21 protein-coding genes are annotated in these 21,511 nt (G+C 39.2%); 6 read left to right on the top strand and 15 right to left on the bottom strand.

Translation table 11 applies throughout. The features are described 5' to 3' along the window. Nucleotides 1–24 precede the first annotated feature (24 nt). A complete protein-coding gene (locus ACZ5XR_RS01270; protein WP_464499907.1) occupies nucleotides 25–537 on the bottom strand; it encodes a CBO0543 family protein in 513 nt (170 codons plus the stop codon). A gap of 317 nt (nucleotides 538–854) precedes the next feature. Here ACZ5XR_RS01270 and ACZ5XR_RS01265 point away from each other — a divergent pair, with 317 nt between their 5' ends. The 4 genes from ACZ5XR_RS01265 (at nucleotide 855) to ACZ5XR_RS01250 (ending at nucleotide 5,384) form a co-directional block, all read left to right on the top strand. After that, nucleotides 855–1,772, top strand: coding sequence for an acetamidase/formamidase family protein (locus tag ACZ5XR_RS01265; RefSeq protein WP_464499906.1), 918 nt, complete (start codon nucleotides 855–857; stop codon nucleotides 1,770–1,772). A gap of 13 nt (nucleotides 1,773–1,785) precedes the next feature. Next, entirely contained in the window at nucleotides 1,786–3,201 is a 1,416-nt protein-coding gene (locus ACZ5XR_RS01260) for an APC family permease (protein ID WP_464499905.1), read from the top strand. Then, nucleotides 3,194–3,988, top strand: coding sequence for a carbon-nitrogen hydrolase family protein (locus ACZ5XR_RS01255; RefSeq protein WP_464499904.1), 795 nt, complete (start codon nucleotides 3,194–3,196; stop codon nucleotides 3,986–3,988). The genes ACZ5XR_RS01260 and ACZ5XR_RS01255 overlap by 8 nt, the downstream gene beginning before the upstream one ends. A gap of 196 nt (nucleotides 3,989–4,184) precedes the next feature. Continuing rightward, the gene (locus ACZ5XR_RS01250) at nucleotides 4,185–5,384 is read left to right on the top strand and encodes a CynX/NimT family MFS transporter (RefSeq protein WP_464499902.1); all 1,200 of its coding nucleotides are present in this window, start codon (nucleotides 4,185–4,187) and stop codon (nucleotides 5,382–5,384) included. Between the two features lie 102 nt (nucleotides 5,385–5,486). On the opposite strand, the gene ACZ5XR_RS01245 is transcribed toward ACZ5XR_RS01250, so the two are convergent. The 6 genes from ACZ5XR_RS01245 to ACZ5XR_RS01220 all read right to left on the bottom strand — a co-directional run bounded on the left by ACZ5XR_RS01245 (nucleotide 5,487) and on the right by ACZ5XR_RS01220 (nucleotide 12,915). Further along, nucleotides 5,487–5,615, bottom strand: a complete 129-nt coding sequence (locus ACZ5XR_RS01245) for a YjcZ family sporulation protein (RefSeq protein WP_464499901.1) — start codon at nucleotides 5,613–5,615, stop codon at nucleotides 5,487–5,489. A 270-nt stretch (nucleotides 5,616–5,885) separates the two neighbouring features. Continuing rightward, on the bottom strand, nucleotides 5,886–7,442 hold the full coding sequence (locus ACZ5XR_RS01240) for a SagB family peptide dehydrogenase (protein ID WP_464499900.1): 1,557 nt from the start codon (nucleotides 7,440–7,442) through the stop codon (nucleotides 5,886–5,888). Nucleotides 7,443–7,464: 22 nt separating this feature from the next. After that, on the bottom strand, nucleotides 7,465–9,405 hold the full coding sequence (locus tag ACZ5XR_RS01235) for a TOMM precursor leader peptide-binding protein (RefSeq protein WP_464499899.1): 1,941 nt from the start codon (nucleotides 9,403–9,405) through the stop codon (nucleotides 7,465–7,467). After that, complete coding sequence (locus tag ACZ5XR_RS01230) at nucleotides 9,405–11,363, bottom strand: putative thiazole-containing bacteriocin maturation protein (protein WP_464499898.1); 1,959 nt, start codon at nucleotides 11,361–11,363, stop codon at nucleotides 9,405–9,407. The genes ACZ5XR_RS01235 and ACZ5XR_RS01230 overlap by 1 nt, the downstream gene beginning before the upstream one ends. Nucleotides 11,364–11,539: 176 nt before the next feature. Further along, on the bottom strand, nucleotides 11,540–11,839 hold the full coding sequence (locus ACZ5XR_RS01225; RefSeq protein ID WP_464499897.1) for a heterocycloanthracin/sonorensin family bacteriocin: 300 nt from the start codon (nucleotides 11,837–11,839) through the stop codon (nucleotides 11,540–11,542). A gap of 416 nt (nucleotides 11,840–12,255) precedes the next feature. Further along, entirely contained in the window at nucleotides 12,256–12,915 is a 660-nt protein-coding gene (locus ACZ5XR_RS01220; protein WP_464499896.1) for a DUF429 domain-containing protein, read from the bottom strand. 114 nt (nucleotides 12,916–13,029) lie between these two features. Between ACZ5XR_RS01220 and ACZ5XR_RS01215 the strand changes: the two genes are divergently transcribed. Then, entirely contained in the window at nucleotides 13,030–13,833 is an 804-nt protein-coding gene (locus ACZ5XR_RS01215; protein ID WP_464499895.1) for a polysaccharide deacetylase family protein, read from the top strand. A 105-nt stretch (nucleotides 13,834–13,938) separates the two neighbouring features. Further along, nucleotides 13,939–14,901, top strand: a complete 963-nt coding sequence (locus ACZ5XR_RS01210; RefSeq protein ID WP_464499894.1) for a polysaccharide deacetylase family protein — start codon at nucleotides 13,939–13,941, stop codon at nucleotides 14,899–14,901. Nucleotides 14,902–15,092: 191 nt separating this feature from the next. On the opposite strand, the gene ACZ5XR_RS01205 is transcribed toward ACZ5XR_RS01210, so the two are convergent. From ACZ5XR_RS01205 to ACZ5XR_RS01170, 8 genes are all read right to left on the bottom strand, one after another. After that, entirely contained in the window at nucleotides 15,093–15,767 is a 675-nt protein-coding gene (locus ACZ5XR_RS01205; RefSeq protein WP_464499893.1) for a uracil-DNA glycosylase, read from the bottom strand. A 523-nt stretch (nucleotides 15,768–16,290) separates the two neighbouring features. After that, entirely contained in the window at nucleotides 16,291–16,611 is a 321-nt protein-coding gene (locus ACZ5XR_RS01200) for a DMT family transporter (protein WP_464499892.1), read from the bottom strand. Nucleotides 16,612–16,637: 26 nt separating this feature from the next. After that, complete coding sequence (locus ACZ5XR_RS01195) at nucleotides 16,638–16,976, bottom strand: DMT family transporter (protein WP_464499891.1); 339 nt, start codon at nucleotides 16,974–16,976, stop codon at nucleotides 16,638–16,640. A gap of 74 nt (nucleotides 16,977–17,050) precedes the next feature. Beyond that, nucleotides 17,051–17,923, bottom strand: coding sequence for a Cof-type HAD-IIB family hydrolase (locus ACZ5XR_RS01190; RefSeq protein WP_464499890.1), 873 nt, complete (start codon nucleotides 17,921–17,923; stop codon nucleotides 17,051–17,053). Between the two features lie 23 nt (nucleotides 17,924–17,946). After that, on the bottom strand, nucleotides 17,947–18,729 hold the full coding sequence (locus ACZ5XR_RS01185; protein ID WP_464499889.1) for a DeoR/GlpR family DNA-binding transcription regulator: 783 nt from the start codon (nucleotides 18,727–18,729) through the stop codon (nucleotides 17,947–17,949). A 20-nt stretch (nucleotides 18,730–18,749) separates the two neighbouring features. Then, the gene (locus ACZ5XR_RS01180; protein WP_464499888.1) at nucleotides 18,750–19,763 is read right to left on the bottom strand and encodes an ABC transporter ATP-binding protein; all 1,014 of its coding nucleotides are present in this window, start codon (nucleotides 19,761–19,763) and stop codon (nucleotides 18,750–18,752) included. After that, a complete protein-coding gene (locus tag ACZ5XR_RS01175) occupies nucleotides 19,763–20,635 on the bottom strand; it encodes an ABC transporter permease (protein ID WP_464499887.1) in 873 nt (290 codons plus the stop codon). Before ACZ5XR_RS01175 ends, ACZ5XR_RS01180 begins: the two co-directional genes overlap by 1 nt. Further along, on the bottom strand, nucleotides 20,635–21,486 hold the full coding sequence (locus ACZ5XR_RS01170) for an ABC transporter permease (protein WP_464499886.1): 852 nt from the start codon (nucleotides 21,484–21,486) through the stop codon (nucleotides 20,635–20,637). The genes ACZ5XR_RS01175 and ACZ5XR_RS01170 overlap by 1 nt, the downstream gene beginning before the upstream one ends. Nucleotides 21,487–21,511 lie beyond the last annotated feature (25 nt).

Below are 21,511 nucleotides of genomic sequence, written 5' to 3'. Positions count from 1 at the left end.
TGTGTTCGGCTCGTTTTTTTTAGCTTATTTTGGTGTTAAATACCCAAAAATAATTAAGTAAAATAAGGTAAAGAGGATCGATAGAAAAATGGCCAAAAGTGTCTTTTTATAGTGAATCCTCAGCATGGTAAACATGGTAAAATCGAAAAAGGTTGTCCAGCCTAATTTCCAGCCATTAAAATAGTTTACATGGTCAAATCTTAACAGCAGCCATTCCACTAAAATAAATGCTGTTACCCATTTTGTTATGTAAAAGCATTTCTTAAGAAAACGCTCCTCTGGAAAATTGGACAGAAAAATAATGGTAAACAATGGATTAATCAGAAGGGTGTGCCACAAAAAAATCGAAGTTTCGTTTTTAAAAACAAGGTCAACTGAATTGAATTTCCATAAATGGAAATTGCTTAAAGCAAAATATTTATAAAGGAGATTCATGGAAACAATATAGATCATGGTCGGATAATAACGCTGCCATTCCTTCCATTTTGCCCATTTTAGTGAAACTAATATTACTATTACCCCAATGATAAAATGCAACCTGATGGTCTTCCTCTCTATGCTGTAAATAATTATATTTATTTTTTCCATATTAATGGAAAACATTCCTCCCCCATATTACTTCCAATTAACTTGACCAATTCAATTAGTATGAGCGGCCACCATATTGCCTCCTCGACATTTTTTATTCCTGTTCCTAAACATAAATAGACTTTATAACATGATGTTAAATTAGATGAGCAAATCTTTTTACAAGTTGTTCAAGGATAAATCTAAGATAATATGATATTATTTTACAGAAGTGTTCTAAATATTTTGAATAGTTTTGTAATAAAAAAAAAGAAAGGGGCATGATCATGACCGTTACCGAACCGAATTACAAAATAGCCAAGGAGGAGTTTATTCTTAACTTTTCTTCGAAAAACCCTCCGGCATTAGTAAGCCCAAATGGGGCAACCGTTACTTTTGAATCGTTTGATTGCTTCAGCAATAAAATTCAATCAGAAGAACATTTGTTTAGCAGCGTTGGATGGGACCAAATTAACCCGGCAACAGGTCCCTTATATATTGAAGGTGCGGAACCAGGTGACATTCTTAAGGTTGAAATTAAAAAGATTTCAATCGAAAATCAAGGGGTCATGACCGTTGCTCCAAAATTAGGCGCCCTTGGGGAATTTATTCAAGAAGAAAAAACGAAATTAATAAGAATTGAAAATGGTTATGCCCAGTTTAACGAGAAATTGCAAATACCGATTCGCCCTATGATTGGAGTGATTGGAACGGCTCCCGCACAAAAGGAGGTTCCTACAGGTACCCCTGGCGATCACGGCGGGAATATGGATTGTAAGAGAATTGTTGAAGGGGCAATACTATATTTACCTGTAAATGTGCCTGGTGCCCTGCTTTCGATGGGAGATCTTCATGCTGTAATGGGAGATGGCGAAGTCATTATCTGCGGGCTGGAAATTCCCGGTGAGATTACGGTCCAAGTAAGTGTCCTAAAAGATAAAACGTACCCGTTACCGCTGCTTCGAGAAGGGGAACATATCATGACGATTGCCTCCGCCGAAACTTTGGACAAAGCAGCTAAACAGGCGACCATCCATATGCATCAATTTCTTACCGAAGAGATTGGGCTGGAATTTAATGAAGCGGGTATGCTGCTTAGTCTTGTTGGAGATTTGAGAATTTGTCAGGTTGTGGATCCTCTAATGACCACCCGGATGGAATTGCCTTTATCTGTTTTATCTCAATATCAATACAATTTGGATTAAGGGAGTGTGCTAGATGTCTAATACTGCGAAAAAGAAAACTCAATTAACCCGGTCTCTCTCAATTTTCGGAAATATCTCCATCTCTGTAAGTGATATCAGCCCTACTACAGGAGTTTTTCTTATGGTCCCGGCAGTATTGGCTACAGCGGGAACAGGCACATTTATTTCTTTCCTTGGGGCCGCATTAATTGCCTTATGTGTGGCTTTATGTATGGGTGAATTGGGGGCATTATATCCCGGAGCAGGGGGATTATACAGCATCGTCTATCGTGTGCTTGGCCGGCCAATTGGTTTTTTAGCACTTTTAAACTATTTGATCCAGGGAATTTTCCTTCCTGCCACCATCGCTTTTGGTGCAGCCAATTATCTAGTGAAGATTTTTCCAGGCTGGACGATGAATATGTCCGCTTTTGGTGTTATGGTTCTTTGTACAATCGTCACAATTTTATCCATGAAATGGAATGCAAAATTCGTGGAAGTTTTTCTTATTCTTGAATTGGCTGTCGTTGGTATTCTTGCAATCTTTACGATTATTCACCCACATCAAGGAATTGGATCTCTCTTGCATCCAGTAGCTCTATCAGCTAATCATTCTCTTAGCCCTGTATCATGGTCGACCCTGTTTGCAACCGTTACGGTGGCCTTATTTTCCTACAATGGATATGATAGTTCGATTAACTTTTCGGAGGAAACAGACAAGAACGCCAATATTGGCAAGACCCTGTTTACTTCAGCATTGATCGGCGTGTTAGCCCAAATCATTCCTCTATTTTGTGTATTAATCTCTGTTCCTGATTTAAAAGCGTTTCTGTCCAATTCAGCTCCTGTTAACTACATCGGTGAAATGTATATAGGTAAAAATGCAATTCTATTTTTGAATGCTGGTGCTTCTATTGCCATGATTAACTGTGTTCTAGCGGTCATCCTGCAATTCTCGCGTGTCTATTATAGCGCCGGAAGAGACAAAGCTTTCCCAGACAAGATCAATAAAGCATTAACAACCATTCATCCTAAATTTAAAACGCCTTGGATTGCAACTTTAATTATGGGTATTATTGGGGCAGCTGTCTGCTTTGATTCAAGCTTAATTACAATGGTTACCTTCACATCCGTTACAATCGTCCTTTTATATGCAACAGTGGCTTTATGTGTCATCAAAAGCCGTTTACGTGATAAAGACCTTTATCGCCCATTTAAAACACCATTATTTCCAGTTATTCCTATCATCGCTTTTGTCGGGGCGATTGCCGCCCTATCGCAACAAACAGGGAGGGATTTAATGATTAGTGCTGTCGTCTTTGCTTTAGCGCTTGTATACTATTTCCTTTACCTCAAGCCCCGGGGAAACACGCACTGGGTATTAAATCAAGAGAATAAAGCGGAAGAAGAAAGTACAGTTGATTATAAAGGAGAGCAACTTGATGCCTAAAATTGTATTAGCCCAAGAAAAGCCTGTGTTATTTGATAAACAAGCCAATTTAGAAAAAATGGAATCAGCGATGGTCAAAGCATCAGAAGAAGGCGCGGATTTAATTCTTTTTCCAGAGCTGTTCCTTACCGGATACTTTACGAGGGAAAGAACACTGGAGTTAGCTGAAGATACGAAGGGACCTTCCATCAAGCAAATCCAACAATGGGCAAAAACATACAGGATCAAAGTGGTATTTGGATTTCCTGAAAAGCAGAATGGATCCGTTTACAATTCAGCCTGTTTTATTGGTGAAGATGGCGAGGTTATTGGAACCTTTCAAAAAGTCCACCTTTGGGATGAGGAATATAAATATTTTCAACCTGGTTCCTCCTTCAAGGTTTGGCCGACGAATATAGGAAAAATCGGAATCATGATCTGCTATGATACCGAGTTTCCTGAGTCAGCACGTTCTTTGGCCTTACAAGGAGCTGAAATCATTCTAGCACCAACAGCAAATATGGCTCCTTTCCAACATATTCAAAAACTTTACATCCAAACTCGTGCAGCAGAGAATCAAATCTTTGTAGCCACGACCAATCAGGTTGGCATGGAAGAAAATACATTGTTTTTCGGTGAAAGTGCCGCTGCCGATCCATTCGGTCAATTGCTTGCCCAGTTGGATGATCGTGAAGGCAATTGTTTAATAGAGATGGATCTTAATTTAATTAAAAAAGCAAGAGAGTATCCTCATTATTTGAAAGATCGACGTTTTGAATGTTATAAAGAGCATCAAATGAAATCATAAAAACAAAATCTAAAAGCCCCCGAACTCTTCTCTTCTTATGTGGAGAAGAGTTCTTTCTGTACTCAGATCTGTTCATTAAAAATGAAATATTCCCGTGCAGGAACGCCATCCAGTTGCATTGAAAGCGACAGTACACTTTATCTCTTTTCAATATGCTATACTTTAAAAGCAATAATTGTTAGAAAGGAGTTTTTTAATGGAATTACAAATGACAAATTCCCAAACGAAATCAGCCTATTATATTATGCTCATTATTGGGATTGTCCTTATAGCCTTTAATTTGCGTCCTACAATTACTTCAGTAGGGCCATTAGTTGGCATGATTCAGAATGACATTGGACTTGCCCATTGGAGTGCAGGCCTTTTAATGAGTTTGCCATTAATTGTTTTTGCCCTCATGTCACCGATTGTTCCAAAACTATCTAGTCGTTTCACTAATGAAAGAACACTCCTAATAGGGATGATCTCTATTTTGATTGGGATTGGCATTCGGTCGATTCCTATGACGGTATTTCTTTTTACTGGGACGCTTTTTATAGGAATGGGTATCGCGATTGGCAATGTTCTTTTGCCCGCAGTTGCTAAGGACAAATTCCCACAGAAGTTTGGGCTTATCACAAGTGTTTATTCCACCTCAATGGGATTAATAGCATCATTAGCATCAGGAGTAAGTGTTCCCTTAGCTACTGGTTTAAACCTTGGCTGGCAGGGATCCTTAAGTGTATGGGGAATTCCGGTGATACTGGCGATCCTGGTGTGGGCCTTTCTGGTTAAATCCAATCAAGGCAGCCAAATAGGATTCCAAAAAACCAGTTCTCGCCATAATCATGTCTGGCGCTCCCCTCTTGCCTGGCAAATCGCCATATTCATGGGATTTCAGTCCTTTTTATTTTATGTAACAATTTCTTGGTTACCAGAGATCTTAACTAGCCATGGAATGAGTATAGGAACCGCAGGCTGGCTGCTTTCCTTTACCCAAATCGTAGGTTTGCCGGCTAGTTTCATCATCCCGGTCATCGCTGGGCGATTTCGTTCACAATCATGGATTAGTTTCATGCTAAGTTTGTGTGCAATTGTTGGATATGGAGGATTGCTTCTGGGTTCATCCCTTCCCATTTTAATGGTCAGTATTACGTTAATTGGGATTGCATTAGGAGGCAGCTTTCCATTGGCTTTAAGCTATCTGGGACTTCGTGCCCGCACGGCTGCTCAAGCCGCAGAGTTATCAGGAATGGCCCAATCGACCGGCTATATCCTTGCAGCAGCTGGCCCATTGTTTATTGGCTATTTATTTGACAAGACCCATATGTGGACCATTCCACTGTATACACTGATCATTGTTTCTGGCATCGTTATGCTGTTTGGCATGCTGTCAGGAAGGAATCGGTATGTTTAAGGGCGAACCGCGCTTGATGCAGTTCGCTTTATTTTTTCAAAAAGAAAATTCATAATAAAAAAGGGATTTTGAACAAAGTCCAAAATCCCTTCGTTTGGTTTATTAAACCCAACTAGATAGAACGATGATTAATAGAATGAACAATACTACGATTAAAACAAATGTGCTTCCACCATAGAAGCCGCCGCCGTATCCATAACCGCCCCAGCCATAGCCGTATCCAAAGCCCATACGTTTCACCACCCACTTGGATTATTCGAAGGAAAAAACCCTCTGTATATATATATTTCTTAAGACAAAAGACGTTTGGACAAACATCATATAGCAGGAAAAAATTCTGCTAGTTGCTGAAATCATTTCTAATAATAAAAAGCGTCTGCAATACATGCATACGCCTTTTCAGAGGTATTTCTCTATGTCTGGTGATCTGGTGGTAATAATAATATATGCACGCTAAATGGAAGTGAGTGGACAAGTGCTGATTAAATGTAAAATATAACTCTAACTATTCAAAATTCCTTTTAACCAGACACGTGGACGGTATGGACCGACAGGAATTTGGATCAGGCTAGTTTTTTCTTTCGAATTGATTCCGTAAAGTTCATCACTTTGGTTCACGTCAAATCCTAATAGCGGGTGCCCCCCCATCTCTAGGGCACATGCTGTCAAGAGCAGACGCTGCAAGAGTATTCCCGTCTCCATCTGTTGAATCCGGTATCCTCTATAGCCCAGTTCCTTTTTGAGGTGGTCCTTATCTCCAACAATATGGAGGCAGAGAGGTACCTGAAACAGATTTATATTGGGCATTGTTAAACTATATTGCATATACTCCCGGAAATCCCCCATAGATATTCTCCGAAGGGCATGAGCGCTTTTGTCATAGGCGTATGCACCATCTTGAACACCCTCTACATTGTAAAAACTGCCATACAAATGTAAACCAGTCTCATCATTTCCAAGGTCTTTTTGATATGAGAATGAAAAAGTCTCTTTTAACAAAGTGGATATTTTTGTTTGGCTGACCTTCCCTAACATAAAATCAATATCAGGAGAGTGACGCTCTCTGAAAACGGAAGCCAGGTCAAACGATATTGCCTCCGTAAATGGCAGCATGACTAACTCCGTACCTAAAGAATGATTAAGGTGTTCATCTTTTCTTATGTTCACAAATGCTTGTGTTGTTTCCAACATCGAGACTGTATTCATCTCTTTCAGCACAGGATAATCAATGACTCTTTTTGAACGGTTATAGGTTACAGCTTTAAGCATTGGAACTTCCCGTGACAATTCCGTTGCAGAAATATTATCACTTTTATATTCGTCAACATTATAAATGGATAATGGGATGACAGCATATACACTTTCGCCCTGTTCGGGCAGCCCAAGCAAATGATTGATAGAACGATCAAGAAATTGATAACATACCCGTGATGAGAACCCCATACTATCCGCCACTTCCAACGATTGCCCAATAAGCACGCCAGCATCTAACCCTTGTAGTCTGTAGGAAAAATTATTGTATTTATAAAAATTTTTCCAAAAAACCGTCGATACAAAAACAGTGCAAAAACAGTCTGAAAGATTATAACGATTTCCAAGACTTCTGGAAAGGTAGGAATCGTAATTGCCTTCCCGCAAGCATATGAGGCGATGGTGAGCCACATCATAATGGTAAATTCCCTCCGGTGCGCCCTCCAGTTTTAAATACACATATAATTCATTTGGATAAAGTGCCCCTCCAGAGGGGACAAATCTACGGAATAATTGGGCATAGCTTACAGCAGCTTTTTCCTCGGCGCCCTCTATGAAAGCTGCTTGAGCGTATCGCGTAATGCCGTATACATACCATAAGTAATGACCAAACTCCTCCAGACTGGGTATTAAATGAGCTTCTCGCCCCTCGAGAGTCAACGGTACATCTGCGGTAAGTGGAATCTCTGGTAAGCCACGGTACAGTTTATAAGGAAGTGGTGCGTCTCCCCAATCCGGTTGCCACTCCGGTGGAGAGATTTTATCTGGGTGAAAATGAAGATTGTAAAGAAATGTATCTAGTTCCAACCTGGCACCTCCTACACTTCAGTTATGGGAAAGGATGGGGATATGGATTCAACTGTTCATATGTTAACGGGTGCTTTTTAAATCCAAGTTTCACTGGTACGTTGAGGACCCGTTCAAGTCCATTTACACGAACAAGGTGATGTCCGAATGTCATAGGCAGCATTCCAGGAATCAATACCTTTACACAATATAAACCGTTCCTTTTGGTTATAGGTGATGTTTGGTCAACCACAATAACTTCTAACCCTAACCGTCGGAAACGATTTAGAACCTCCTCAACATCATCCTTCAAATCAGCATTCACCAGCGGGGATTTAAATTCCTCAGCAAAGGTGCGTAAAGGACGATTTCCATCCAATAGAAAGCTCAAGTTTTCCTCTGCTTCTTTTAGTCCATAGAGCAGCCCATGGTCCTCCATGGTACGTACAGCAAACGGATCCTGTAACATCTTTTCATATTTCGGTCGATTTTTCTCGAGGATTTCGTCATGCCTCACCATCATTCCTGCAAGCTCATAAAGCGCACTTTTTACTGCCCTTACAGGATCAGGATTAGCTGCTGCTGCACAAATGATGTTTGCCCCCTTGGATCTTCTGTTTTTTGCTACAGCCCAAACGCTCGGAATCTCATGTTCCATTGTCGAATTGTAAAAATGCAGGTCATAACCAGCCACCTCACGTATACGGCTAACCATCAACTGCAATTCTTTATCGTTCGCGGAATTAAGGTCAAGACGAGGAAGAGGGAGCCTGGCATACCAGGTTAATAAGAAGGAGTCTCGCTCGACGATCTCCATAATGCCATGGAAAATGGCCTCCTCTAAACTTCCTCCTAATGCACAGCCGTTGGAAGTTTCATAAACAAAGCCTTCCCCATATCCCAAACTGTAATAGGCCAGTAACTCCGGAACCAGAATCGGACGTTCTTGTAAAAATGAATATCCCCAGACCCAATTCATTGGTTCATCTGGATGAAATGGTTTAAACGGAAAATGGGGCTTTGCATATTGTTTCTTTTCATGCAAACCAACCCTTGCAGGATTCAGTGCTTTATCCGCCAAATTATGATAACTATCCCGAACCACCTTCCTTTTGCCGCGGGGTTCGATTCCGCAATATCTCTCCAATCCTTCCAAAATGGCCGTTAGCTCGCTCATTTCATAAGAAGTAGTCCTACCTGCTACTCCCTCGTCCCCTTCAAACAACGGCATGTTCACTAAAACATCTGCGAACGGCAGCCTTAAATCCTGCATTTTCCCATTCATGATCCCAGTCCGATAATCCAGATAATCTTTGACTAACACGTTTTTTAATTCATCTATCGAACGACAGCGGTAATCATTAGGATTCAATTTAGGATTAGGCTCTAGCCTAATTTGGGCTAATTCAGCTGTGTCTATAGGTATTGGACTGCACATCGGGCACAACGGATCTGGCAAGAAAAAGTGGCTGGAGACTGTTAATGTTCTTAGATTCGTAATGAATACCCGTTCCCCTAAGGAACTGTGGTCACCTTGAAGAACCTTCTGCACTTCGTTACTGATCAAGGTCGCCATTTGCGATAGTCCGGTTCGTGATGCCCATGCATCGCGAATTACACCTTTTCCTGCAGCCAGTTTCATCCGAAGTCCCCACATTTCTTGACGATCAGTTCCAGCTAACGTAAGCCGTATGTCAGCACAGTGAGAACATCCCGGCATATCAGGGCGTACGAATGGACCAATGATTCCATCACCAAACGAAACGAAACCTCGAAGCCAAGGAATACCTAAGGCCCTGAACCTTTCATCTGCTTTTTGATGTATGGCTGGATTCCACGTATCGTGCAGAACAAGAGCCAAGACTGTATTTTCAGGGACCTCATCAAGAATGCTTTGGCGCCTTACAAGATAGTTGGGGGACAATTGATCATAGACATAATCCGCTAATAAACCCTCACCATCTATAAGTATATGAGCTGCCATTACGATCCCCCCTCTTGTACCTGAACACCAAATACCCCTGCTAGCTCTTGATTTAAAAAATCTTCGAATGCAAGGTCATAGACTACTAGCCGTAAGTGGTTCCGGTTTAATAACTGAATGGACGAATCTAATAGCTCCATTGAAGTCATTTCATCACAAGATGGGATATCCAGTTTCCTTTCATTTTTCCCCATAAAAACCGTTGATTCCATCTCTTGCCTTACTGTGGCATTCACTTTGTTCTGCGCATCTAAAAGCGCTTGTTGCAATGCATTTCGTAATGCCAATGTTGTATTTAAACCTGCCTTGCAGTACCAATGTCCACTCGACCTTACCCATACTACCGGGAAGCCTAGTATATCGTCTGTCAAACCAATTGTCGGTGCACCATTCAAGGTAGTCAGTGCATTAAAATAAAATCTGCATCGCTTATCTTCTACGGCCCCCAGCTTATAACGATAAACCGTATTCTGCTGATCAACCTTTCTCTTTTTCACTTCTTCGCCTAAATATACTTGCAGACCTCTACAAACAGCTTCAGCGATTGTTTCTCCTGCACCGATGCCTATAAATCCCTCAGGTATGTTCGCCCCCACTATATTTTTCTGATGTTTGGATCCCCATTCGGTCGAATGTATCATTTGCGATACATACATTTCTATGCCTGTCAGCCCGGCCTCTTTTCTTGCTTCTTCATGTGTTAGTCCTGCACAAACAACTTCAGCAAGCAGCTCTGCCGGTCCCTCTGACAAGGGATTTACCGTTTGAACACAGCACTGAGCAAGTGGAAGCTGGGTTAAATGTTGTTCCTCCCAGGTATGGAAAATTCCTATTTCTTCTGACGTTAATCGACTGAAATACTCTAAGAGGTCACTAGATGGTTCAGTTGTATCCATTTCCTCTTTGAGGCGTAAATCAAAATCTTCCACCAGTCTTGGATTATTAGGCTTTGACGTACCCAGATGCGGGATGAAGTAAAGCCAGTCTCCTTCGAGGGTTTCAAGATTAAGCGTGTAAATTTGATGGCCATCTTTGGAACTTGTAATCCCTGTAGCCCTTTTGAAAAATTCAAAAACAGAAACATTCGCCAGGATTGATCCTGCTGTTGATGAGAATGATTGCGGCGGCCGATCTTTTTGTAGGGCAGATTGATGGATTCGGCGCCATGCGGACTCCCAGGATCCCTCTGTATCCGGTTGATCAAATGGACCAGATAGCCCCATATGGTCTAGATAGATGGCGGGCATAAATGCTTTCTTTTCTTCTTTGCAAACCAGATTAAGATCCCTTAGCTCATTTATATTGCCATCCTGTGAGACATATAGAATCCAGTCATAGGCCTGAATTGTTTCCCTCCAGAAACTACTTCCTGCGTCTTTTGGAAAGGGTACGTCCCTTAGCTCGACTTCCGAATCGGTCTTGCGGGCATTTTGCACAAGTTCATTTAGCCTCTCCCTATTGGTAGGAATGGAATCTGTAACCAAAACGTTTAATTTGGGAAGACCTGATTCGATTAAGGCGGAAACCAATGAAACCATAAAGGGGCCAGAGCCAACAGCTAGAACTTTAGCTTTACGGAATTCTTGAAAATGGTATGCACCAGAATCCATAAAATTTTCGATAAATTCGATTTGTGAAGCATACTTTTCTAAAACGTTCCGATATAATTGATGGGCAGCATCTTTGCTAATATCACGAATAAAGCCGTTCTCGGTTAATGTTTCACCAATTTCGTAAACCCTGTCCCTGTACGGGGTAGTTAATCCCGCTGTTATTTCTCCCAATGTATGCTCCCCATTGAACATTGGAATCAATTTTTCAATCCACTGATAGATGGTTTGACCTTCCATTCGGAATGAGCTTAAGTTGTTTCTAAAATACACACCACCATTTGGATCTGGAAGAAAGAAAGTATCCCTTTTGACCTTCAGACGTGAGGACGAGTTCAGTTTTGTCATTCAGCTCCTCCTTATTCATCATCGTACGAATTATGCACTATCAGTTTATGTACGAATTTTTGTCCAATATGAATATCAATAAATAAGTACCCATGCGTCATTCACGCATGGGCATTTTCGTATCATAAAATTAGTTTTTTTTTAGAAAATTACGCACCGCCAAACTGCCAAAACCATTAAATAAAACCGATACCGAAACAGCTAAAACCAATGCCAAAGCCGAAACAACTAAAACCGAAGCAGCCACCGCAGCCACCGCAGCCAAAGCAGCCAAAACCACCACAACGGAAGCCTCCACAACCGCCGCAACGGAAACCTCCACACATTCCGCCGCAACGGAAGCCTCCACAGCCACCGCAATGTCCGCAGCCACCGCAACGTCTGCTCAACATATCCTGGCTTTGAAAATCCATAGGAACTAACTGACCAACTTGATAAGGATCGATTCCCAACCCTTGAAGCTCATTTTGGAACATTTTGTATTCTCCTCCCCATTGTATTTAATTATTTAGGTTAAACCTGAATCGAGAGTGGAAAAGTCGATTGTTTTTTTATAAATGAAAACTTATGATGCGATGTTTACTCTCTTCAACAAATTATGATTTTCATTAGGTCCCTGTTACTAAACAAAGAGCCTATTTCACGTTGAAGTATTATGAAGGTTGCTAAATACCGCTTATAGTTGATGCCCATATTCAAGATTTCCCCTTCATTTCTGTTCACTTGTTAGTGGGACAAGATCATTTTTTGCTAATCTGCTCCTAAACAAAATGCGGCTGCCCACAATAATCTTTTAAATAAGAGACAATAAAAAAGAACCCTAACACCAGATGTATCAGAGTTGTCTTTTGCCTAATTCAATTAAAAATTTTCTTTTACCTGATAAACCTATTTAACAACAATAGGAATACGGATGAAGTGGGGGAGCCGCTGGAAAAACCCATTTTGGTTGTAAGGAAGGATCCTTCCAGTGCCAGGCACCGAGTGCAGCCGCGCATGCATCAATCGAATGACTTTCCTCTTCAATGGCAATAGGGAGTCCTGCTAAGTTTTGCTGCTCAAGCCAGCTTCTCATAAAACTCCTGTCCGACCGATATTGTTTATAACTCAATACATACGAAAAATCATTTTGTAAGAGCCTGGACCCCATAACAGCACCTGGATGCACTTCTACGATCGAAATTGGGTATTTGGTTTTTAAACTTTGGATTTCCCTGCTAAGCCTTATTCCTCTTAGTGTTAAATACACCATTTTGTTTAATGTTGGCGGCATAATCGACCCAGGCCTCATTCCTAATGAAACAATATACCTTCGAAGTTCACGGTCACCTTGCCTGTCTCCTCCGCCATCCTCATAAGATAATGGGGCATCGATTCCAATAACCAGCTCATCTATTTGACCTTGTTCTGAAACTTCTTTTAAAATTTCAAGATCGCTGACATTGGTCATCCATTTCACAAATGTTAGTTGGTTCCCTTGCTTTTCAAAAACAGTTAGGACAGTATCCTTATGATTACTGGGTCCAGATAAGTCAATGCCGATTACTCTCATCAATAGCCCACTCTTTCGTTAACCTAAACTGATCCCTCTTATTTATCCATTTCCTAATAATATTTTCAAACAATCTTCATAAACTAAGTCCATTAATATTAGGGAAGGTGTTAAATGAAGAAAATACTTTTGTTTGTGGTTCTTTCATTGATTCCTTTATTTTCTTATCAAATAAATGCGGCTGCACAAATTGCCAGCCGTTTCGAGCTTGAAAAAACGGGACGAGTAGTGTGGGAAGTAAATACTAAGGAAAAAATAGTTGCCATAACTTTTGATGATGGTCCTCATCCTATTTTCACTCCGCAAATTCTTGACATATTAGCCAAATATAATGCAAAAGCTACCTTCTTTGTAACTGGTGCCAAAGCGAAACAATTTCCTAATATTTTGAAAAGAGAAGTAAAGGAAGGACACGAAATTGCCAATCATACATATCACCATATTGAATACGGGCATTTGACACAAAGAGAGTTATCAAAGGAAATGGAAGAAACCGATAAAACGATTATGCGAATTATCGGGTTTAAACCATCGCTTTTTCGACCGGTTGGCGGTCATTATGATAATTGGATTGTAAATACTGCTGTAAAAAATGGAAAGCTAGTTGTCATTTGGACATGGGGTCAAGATTCACGTGATTGGTCAAATCCACCTGTAAGTAAAATTTGTAGCACCATCTTCAAAGGAGTAAAACCCGGCAATATCCTTTTATTTCATGATTGGCATGGTTTTGAAGATACTAAGAGTTGTAAAACGGTAGAAGCTTTAGATAAGATTTTAGACTATTTATACAAGAATGGATATACGTGTGTCACAGTATCAGAATTGCTCTATCGTTCGACACAAATAATTCCAGAATCTTTTAACATTTTTCCTTCAAAAGGGAAACGAAATTCCCAAATAAATTTAATGTTTTAGATGTTTCTGGGGGCAAGTTAAGTTATCATATTTCAACAAGGAAAACACAAGGCCCCCTTGATCAATGGAGAATATAAAATTTAAAACATATTATGGGGGACCATTATGAAACTGAAAAGACCGCTAATTGTTATGGTAAACCTAACAATGTTCATATTTACAGTTATGAGCTTCATTCATCCATATAATACCATCGCTAAGGGCAATACTAAAACATCCTTGGAAATGAAACAGGATAAACTCTACGAAAAAATTCAAATGTATAGGGATGAACATAAAGTTGAGCCGATTGATGCAACCGTTGATAAGATATGGAAGGCGATACCTGGATATAATGGGCTGGATGTAAATATAAAGGAAAGCTATAAAAAAATGAAGAAAGATGACAAATTTGATGTAACCAAAATTGTAGTGAAGGAAATATCGCCCAACGTTCATTTGGGGGATTTACCTGCTAATCCAATCTACAGAGGGAATCCGAAAAAGCCAATGGTGGCTCTGCTGATTAATGTTGCATGGGGAAATGAATATATTTCACCCATACTTAATGTTCTTAAAAATTCCAAGGTTAAAGCAACATTTTTTTTTGACGGCAGCTGGGTTAAAAAGAATCCCGATATAGCCATGAAAATTTATCAAGAAGGGCATGAAATCGGTAATCATGCTTATAGTCATCCTGATCTTCAAAGGCGTTCCAAAAGTGATACTATAAAGGAATTGGAAAAGACGAATAATACCATTGAAGATACCATCGGTGTAAAGCCGAAATGGTTTGCACCCCCAAGCGGAAGTTTCAATCAGGTGACCATTCAAGTCGCGGACCAGCTTAACATGAAGACTATATTATGGACAGTTGACACCGTTGATTGGAAAAAGCCTCAAGCAACAGAAATGGTTAATCGTATTGTAAAAAATGTGGATAATGGGGCAATGGTTCTCATGCATCCTACAAAGCCAGTTGCGGTTGGACTTAACGCTATGATAACTGGCATTAAAGCGAAAGGATATCAACTTGGTACCGTAAGTGATCTTATGAGTGAAAAACGTACAGATAAAGACAAATATTAAAGAATTTAAAAAAAGAAAGTTACAGATCTAGTGACCGAAAAGTTACTCTTTATTCATTAAGGATATATTTTATATAAGGGTTAATATACAAGATTTTATGCATAACTTGTATATTAACCCTTATTTTCCATGCGAAAATTATTCTGTATAAACGACCCTTTTTAATTGTAAAATACAAAGATTCTCCGAAATTATAAATCTGGAACTTGCCAATCAATTTCCTTCCTCCCGATTTTCCTTAAGAAATCGTTTGTGCGGGAAAAAGGTTTGCTACCAAAAAAGCCTCGATGTGCTGAAAGCGGGCTTGGGTGCGGAGATTTAATAATAAAGTGCTTTGAGGATGTAATAAGCTGTTGTTTTTGCTGAGCAAAGCTTCCCCAAAGAATAAAGACAACTGGTGTCTCCCTGTCATTCAATATTTCAATTACTTTGTTAGTAAACTGCTCCCAACCAAGATCTTTATGCGAGTTTGGTGTCCCCGCCCTTACAGTTAAAGATGAGTTAAGCAGTAAAACCCCTTGCTTAGCCCAATTCTCCAGGCAGCCATTATTCGGGATCGAACATCCCATATCACCTTGAAGTTCTTTATAAATATTTTTTAAAGACGGCGGAATTCCAATCCCAGGTTTAACAGAGAAACTCAATCCATGGGCTTGTCCAGGTCCATGGTACGGGTCCTGGCCAATTATCACCACATTCGTGTCTTGAAAAGGAGTATAATGCAAAGCGTTAAAAATATCATTTGCATCCGGGTAGATTACATTTGTTTGATATTCTTTTTGTAAATCCTTCCTCAACTGTTGATAATACTGCTTCTTAAATTCCTCTTCAAGCAATGGAGCCCAGTCATTTTTTAAAATAGCCATGTGATCACTCACCCATTCCATAGTTGCTAAGGATATTATAGGAGTGATTATAAGTAGTAGCAACAAAATGGTATAATAGATACTCATAAAAGCAGAGGAGGAATTTATATGAATCTACTAGAAACCATCCTTATTTCAGTGATTGGAATTATGGCAGCGATAGGAATTAGAGTAAATATGGAATAAACAGCAAAAGACCGCTGAATTGCTGTCTTTTGAATGGAGAGACAAAGAATTTTTTTGTATACCACCCCTTATGTCAATCTAAGTGTCATTTTGACTATAAATTTAAGAATAAAACCTCAATACGGAACCCTTTATCAATAAGAACAGGGTTTTTGTTTCAATTCTAGTAATGTCCATTTGTCTAAGGAAACGAAGGATAACTATTCTAGAAAGGCACCCTCTGCAATAGACTTTTGAGTTTTTACCCGTATTGTTAATCACATTACTTGCAGCTTCTTCGATTGAATTCGCTATCTGTCTATAATGCAGTCCCTTCTCTCTCTGGCTTACGCTTTTCTTACTGTCCAGAAGTTATTTTCACACCAACAGCTCCGATTATAATACAAAGAATTAAAAAAATTCTTTTACTACTTCTTGGTTCATTAAAGTAAGCCATGCCTACTAAGACACTTCCAACAGAGCCGATGCCAGTCCATATTGCGTAAGCGGGTCCGATTGGAAGAACCTTTAATGAGAGGGAAAGAAAATAAAAGCTGAAAATTCCAAATACAAGACAGGATACGGCAGGAAGAAATTTTTTAAATCCTTCTGCACGTTTTAGACTTATGACACTTCCAATCTCAGCAAATCCAGCAAGAAGGAGTAATAGCCATGCCATCTACTCATCACCTACCCTTGGACAAATCATCTTACTTCTTGTTGACCATCATTTGACTCGATTTTTAATCCAATTATTCCAAAAATCATTAACATGACAAAAAAAATTTTTAGCAGATTGATAGACTCTCCCCAAAAAATTGCCCCAGCAGCTATTGTTCCAACCGTACCCAAACCCGTAAAAATGGCATACCCTGTTCCCACGGGTATTAAACGTAATGCTTTTGACAATAAAAAAAAGCTGAAAATTATAACCCCTACTGTTAGAACACTAGGTATGAATTCAGTAAATCCGTGCGAATATTTAAGGCCTATAATCCAGACGATCTCTAAAAGACCCGCAATCAAAATATAAATCCAATCCATTTAAAGATTCTCCCTTGTCAGCATACGCCATCCCAATACATTTAATTACAAACCTGCTATTTTAATAGATTATATTATGGTTGTATCACTAAATTTTTCAAGTATTGGTAAATGGCTTGAGCCACTCCATCTTCATCATTTTTAAGAGTGGACATTGTACAAATATCCTTTATCTCACGTTTTGCATTTCCCATCGCCACACTATATTTCACTTTTTGGAACATAGATCGATCATTTTCGCTGTCTCCGATTGCCATTGCATGGTCCAAACTGCAATTTGTCAAAGAACAAAGTTTTTCAAGGGCAATTCCTTTTGAAGCATGTTTGCTCGTAATTTCAATATTATGATTAGCAGATGAAACAACTGTTAACGCACCAAATTCTTTAAAGTGTTTCCGGCTTTCTGCTAACTTCTTTTCATCAAAAGAACACACTACAATATTATAAAAATCTTCCTTTTGTTTTAGGATATCATGATAGTTTTCAACAAAAACATACCCATACTGATCAAGTTGTCTTTCTGCTTCCTCCACTAATTCTTTCCTTTCACAATCTCCCCCGGCTCTTTTCATCACTTGAATCTCATGATTGAAATTCTCCCTGTCTTTTCTAATCGTATAAATAGCTGTGTTTGTAAACACCTCATAGTAAAAATTCCGTTCGTCTAACCATTGAAGAATAGATTGGACGTCATTTTCCTCAATTGCAACAGCAGACATAAGCTTCTCATCTTTGGCATGAATAGTGGCACCGTTTGTACCAATTACAACGGTAGAAAGCCCTGCCTTTTCACATATTCTTCGCACATCAAAATATGCCCGGCCTGTTGAAATGACTACTTCAATGCCATTCTTTTGGGCAAATTGAATCGCTTTTATATTTTCTTCACTTATTTCAATTTGATGGTTTAATAACGTTCCATCTAAGTCTATTGCAATTAAACTCATGTTCTTTGACTCCTTTTCGATATCTATGCTTTGATCCAGTCGATATCGTTTAGTCTCAAATCATTTTCCCAAGATTCCGGGAGTGGTTGGTCACACACAATGATATCTAATTTCTCAAAGGGGCATATTTTACAAAATGTATCAACACTGAATTTTGAATAATCGGCTAACAAAATAATTTGTTTTGATACCCTAACCATGGTTCGAGAAACCAAAGTCTCGTTTAAATGAAAATTGCTAACACCGTTTTCGATAGAAACACCGCCTGCTGAGATAAAGGCCTTATTAATATTGAATTGATTTAATATCCGCTCCGTAATACCACCACTGACAGATTGCTGTTTCGGATCAATTTGCCCGCCTAACAGTAAAATTTGACCTGTGAACTTTTGTTGATTAAGAGATTCCGTTAATACAGCTGATACAGGAATGGAATTTGTTAAGATCGTTATATTTTCTTTATTTTGGATAGAATGGGCAAACTCCAGTGTAGTGGTTCCAACATCAATAACAATGACATCTCCATCGGATATAAGTTCCGCTGCTTTTTTACCAATTTGAATTTTTGCCTCTTGATTCACTGTCGTACGCTGCGTAAACGGAGGTTCTCCGGATTGAAAGGTTGTTTTAATTGCCCCGCCATAAACCTTTTTTAATAACCCATTTTCCTCTAATTGTGTTAAATCCCGACGGATGGTTTCCTCTGAAACATTGAATTGTTTGGCCAAATCAATGACTTTTACCTTTCCGATTCTTTTTAACTCATTTAAAATTTCATTTTTTCTTTCCTCTGGTAAGATTAACATTTGATTACCCCATTACTAATTTATAAAACAATGCATTCTTTCTTTGGTATAAGGATACGAATAGGTGAGCCCTGATCCAGTTTTCCTCCTTGATGGTGAAGAGAATCCACATGGAAGATGGAACCATCTGTTTCAACTTCATATCTCAAAACATTTCCAGTCATCGAAATATCCCGAATCACACCTCTAACCGACCAATTATCTTCTAAAGGCATGGTTTCGTGTTCAACTGGCGTTAATTGTAATACTTCAGGGCGGATAGCCACTTCATTGCCTTTTAATTCCGGACTTCGAATCAGTTTATTAAATACCTCAACATTTAGAACATTATAATTCCCGATAAATTTTGCAACAAAGGTATTGACTGGGGAAGTATAAATTTCTGATGGAGAACCTGATTGAACAATATTGCCTTCATTCATAATAAAGATCTTGTCTGACAATGTCATTGCTTCTTCTTGATCATGAGTCACAAAAATCGTGGTGATCTCCAATTCTCTTTGTATTCTTTTTAATTCCCTTTGTAAATTCTTCCTGATTTTTGCATCCAGTGCACTTAAAGGCTCGTCCAAAAGCAGCACTTTCGGTTCCATTACAAGCGCCCGTGCAAGTGCAACCCGTTGCTGCTGGCCGCCGGATAGCTGATGCGGATAAGATCCTTCTTTTCCGGTTAAATCCACCATATCAATCATGTTTTGCACTCTTGATTTGATATTTGTTTCTTTTTTCATTTTAAGCCCATATGCAATGTTATCGAAAACGGTCTTATTCGGAAAAAGGGCATAAGATTGGAATACCATGCCGACCTCTCGCTGCCGGGGAGATAAATGAGTAATATCTTTTTGATCTACCAAAATCCTGCCCTTATCCACTTCTTCAAGTCCAGCAATGGACCTGAGCAATGTACTTTTTCCGCATCCGCTTTGTCCAAGAAGTGTAGCAAATTCTCCTTTTTGCAATGTTAAAGATATATGATTTAAAACCACTTGGTTTTCATATCGCTTCGTCACTTGATCAATGGTTACATAGCTCATTAATTATCACCTTCCAAAAAAGTAATGTTTTTAGGAGACTGTTTCTTAAAACTTGAAAAAATCCGCTTCTTTTTTAACATATATGGACTTTTTTGGTTTCTGAACGTGGCTTTTAAAACGGCCCATGTTAACAGCAAAATCACTGAATAATACGTAATAACAATGGCACTTGTTAAGTGACCGCTCGTATTTAATTTGTTGGAAAGATAAATTTGCAGGGTTTCAAACTGTCCTCCAACCAGCAAATTGGCAAAAGAAAACTCACTAAATAAAAGAGCCACGGATAACAGTGTAGAGACTAGGATACCGGATAGAATATTAGGAAACACGACGGTTCTAAAAGCTTGAAATTTTGATGCCCCCAATAACTCAGCGGCATCTACAAGTTCCACCGCATTAATGGACCGCAGACTGTTCCGGATCCCTTGATACATGAATGGCAAAATAGTAACAAAATAAGCACCAATCAAAATCCAGGGTGTTCCGGAAATTTGAATCGGTCCATTCGAATATAACTTGATTAATCCAACAGCGCCGACAATTGGAGGGATTCCATAAGGAAGCATCGCAACCGCTTGAAGGAGACCTTCCAATTTACGAAAATAGATCGTGATAGTGAAAATGGTCGGAAGCATAATAATGATACTAAGCCCAACAGACATCACAATCAGAAACAATGTGTGTTCGAAGGCAGTAAAAAACCTTGCATCTTGAAATAATTCAATATACCACTTCATGGTAAAAGACTCAGGTAAAATGGTACGATCCCACTTGCCGGCAATAGAAAATAAAAATGTCCCGATTAGCGGTATTAACAAATAAATAATGAGTAACCCAACAGCCGCTTTATGGAAACGCAGTGAAGATTTCATTATAAATCCCTCCTGAAACGACGCATCATGCGCTGATTAAACCACATCGCCAAAATCATCGTCGAAGCTAATAGAACACCTAATGCACTGCCCAGCTGCGGCTTTAATGCAACATCACTAGCAACGAGAGAGGCAATTTGCAAGGATAGTAAATTATAATTGCTGCCGACTAATGCATAAGCCGTAGCATATGCGCCCATGGAATTTGCAAATAAAATACTGAATATACCTGCAATACTTGGCAACAGGACAGGTAAACCAATATGAAGCCAAAATTGCCGCTTTGAAGCCCCTAATAATGCTGCAGCTTCTTTCCATTGCTGTTTTATCCCTTGGTATGAGGGATATAGAAGCATAATAGCCATTGGAATTTGGAAATAAACGTAGACAAGAATTAACCCCGTCCAAGAGTATAAGTTAAAATTCCCCAACACATCCCAGCCAAACTTGGCAAAAAGCAACGTAAACAGACCATTATTTCCAAGCAAAATAATATAGGAAAAAGAAAGAGGAATTCCTTCAAAATGCGAAGTCATATTGGCAATCATAAGTAAACGATTTTGTGCTTTCTTCGAAAATTTTGTAAACGAATAGGCGATGCCAATCGCCACGATGATCGAAGTAGTGGCCGAAAAAAATGAAATAAGGACGCTGTTTTGAATGGCTTGTAAGTAAAATTTACTTTTGAATATGGTTACATATTGCTCGATTGTCACCTTAATTCCATCGTCAGCATAAAAACTATTTTTCAACATCGTAACTAATGGTCCAATTTCAAAACCAACAATAAGAATAATAAATGGCAGTAAAAGAGCTAATAAATACAGTTTTTGTTTTTTTAGTTTTTGCAAGATTTTTCGCTCCTCTAAAATGGCT

The organism is Neobacillus sp. Fa239 (assembly GCF_055395235.1).
Note: the sequence above shows the minus strand (reverse complement) of the source record. Positions and strands in the feature narration are given on the sequence as shown.